2 protein-coding genes are annotated in these 2275 nt (G+C 67.3%); both read left to right on the forward strand.

Features of this window, described 5'->3' with window-relative positions:
* A partial coding sequence (gene flgJ / locus AC1DOC_RS33895; RefSeq protein ID WP_478131597.1) for a flagellar assembly peptidoglycan hydrolase FlgJ occupies positions 1-742 on the forward strand: 742 nt, incomplete at its 5' end.
* A 22-nt stretch (positions 743-764) separates the two neighbouring features.
* On the forward strand, positions 765-2275 hold a 1511-nt coding region (locus AC1DOC_RS33900; protein ID WP_478131598.1), incomplete at its 3' end, for a chemotaxis protein CheW.

Raw genomic sequence — 2275 nt, forward strand, 5'->3', positions numbered from 1 at the left:
GCTCGCGCAGAACCTCTCGGGGCGTGGCGTGGGCCTGGCCGAGGCGATGCTCGCGCAGCTCAGCCGCGCGGCGCCCTCGGGCGAAACGGACGGCAGCGGCAGCGAAGGCATCTCGCTTGCACCGCGCGCGGGCATGGCGCTCACGCCGCAGTCGGGCATTCCGCTCGGCTCGTCGCCACTGCCATCGTCATTGCCATCCGCACCGGCAAGGCCATCGGCCGCATCGGTGGACCTGGGCATCTACCAGCGCAACAGCGACCGCTCGGCCGCGGGCGCCGTGGCCTCGCTGCAGGGCAATGTCGACAGCTTCGTGCAGCGCATGGGCGGCTCCGCGCAGGTGGCGAGCGAGGCGAGCGGCGTGCCCGCGCCGCTGATCCTCGCGCAGGCCGCGCTCGAATCTGGCTGGGGCAAGCGCGAGATCCGCGCCGACGACGGCACCCAGAGCTTCAACCTGTTCGGCATCAAGGCCGACCGCAGCTGGAAGGGTCCGGTGGTGGAGACCACCACGACCGAATACGTGGACGGCGAGCCGCAGCGCGTGCGCGCGAAGTTCAGGGCCTATGCCTCCTACGACGAGGCCTTCACCGACTACGCCCGGTTCATCACGCGCAACCCGCGCTACGCCGGCGTGCTGGCCGCCGACACGCCGGCCGAGGCCGCGCACGGCCTGCAGAAGGCCGGCTACGCCACCGATCCGCAGTACGGGCAGAAGCTCGTTCGCATCATGCAGAAGTTCAGCTGAAGGAATCCATATGGCAGAGATCATGACCCCCCCACAACACCGGGGCGCCGCGGCGCCTGCCACCTCGAGCCGGCTCGAGGTCGTGACCTTCACGCTGGGCCAGGAGGAATACGGCATCGACATCCAGAAGGTGCAGGAGCTGCGCGGCTACGACGCGGTGACGCGCATCGCGAACGCGCCGGARTACATCAAGGGCGTGGTGAACCTGCGCGGGATCATCGTCCCGATCATCGACATGCGCATCAAGTTCAGGCTGGGCACGCCCAGCTACGACCAGTTCACGGTGGTGATCGTGCTGAACATCGCGGGTCGCGTGGTGGGCATGGTGGTGGACAGCGTGTCGGACGTGATCACCTTGAGCGCGGAGCAGATCAAGCCGGCGCCGGAGATGGGCTCGGTGCTGGACACCGACTACCTGATCGGCCTGGGCACGCTGGACGAGCGGATGCTGATCCTGGTGGACATCGACCGGCTGATGTCCAGCGACGAGATGGGCCTGGTCGACGCGGTGCAGGAGATGGTGCAGCGCTCGCTCGTGAAGGAGCGCCTGGCCGCGAACTGGCTGCTCAACACCAGCAGCAACAGCGTGCGCACCTTCGCTCTGGTCAAGAGCAACGATGCGGAAGTGCAGGACTACCTGCAAAAGCAGATGAGCAAGACCAGCGCCGGCATCTCCGAGACGCAGGCCAAGCTCGAGGCCATGCTGGATTCGCCCGAGGAACAGGCGATCAGCGCCGACATCAAGGAAAAGCGCAGCCAGTACGTGGGCCTGCGCAACACCATCCTCAAGCTCAAGGCCGAAGGCAAGCAGGAGGAGGCGGCAGCGATCACCAACGGCAAGCTGGTGCCGATGCTCGAGGTCTACGACGCGAGCATCCGCGGCATGCTGACGCACCAGGCCGAGCGCATCGACAAGGCCGCCGATGCCGTGGACAGCCTGAACCGCGCGGGCCGCATGAACGTGATCGTGCTGGCCATGGCCGCGCTGCTGCTCGGCGGCGTCCTGGCATGGCTCCTGACGCGCAGCATCACGCGGCCGCTGAACGAGGCGGTGCGCGTGGCGCAGACGGTGGCGGACGGCGACCTGACCAGCCGCATCGAATCGTCGTCGCGCGACGAGACGGGCCAGCTGATGCTGGCATTGAAGAACATGAATGCGAGCCTGGCCACCGTGGTGAGCGGCGTGCGCCAGGGCACCGATGCGATCGCCACGGCTTCGGGCGAGATTGCGGCGGGCAACCAGGACCTTTCGTCGCGCACCGAGGAGCAGGCCAGCTCGCTCGAGCAGACTGCGGCATCGATGGAAGAGCTGACCTCCACGGTGAAGCAGAACGCGGACAACGCGCGGCAGGCGAATCAGCTCGCGCTCTCGGCCTCCGAAGTGGCAGTGAAGGGCGGCAATGTGGTGGGCCAGGTGGTCGACACCATGGCCTCGATCAATGCGTCCTCGAAGAAGATCGTCGACATCATCGGCGTGATCGACGGCATCGCGTTCCAGACCAACATCCTGGCGCTCAATGCGGCGGTGGAAGC

This window comes from Variovorax sp. 01T439_2 (assembly GCF_056398445.1).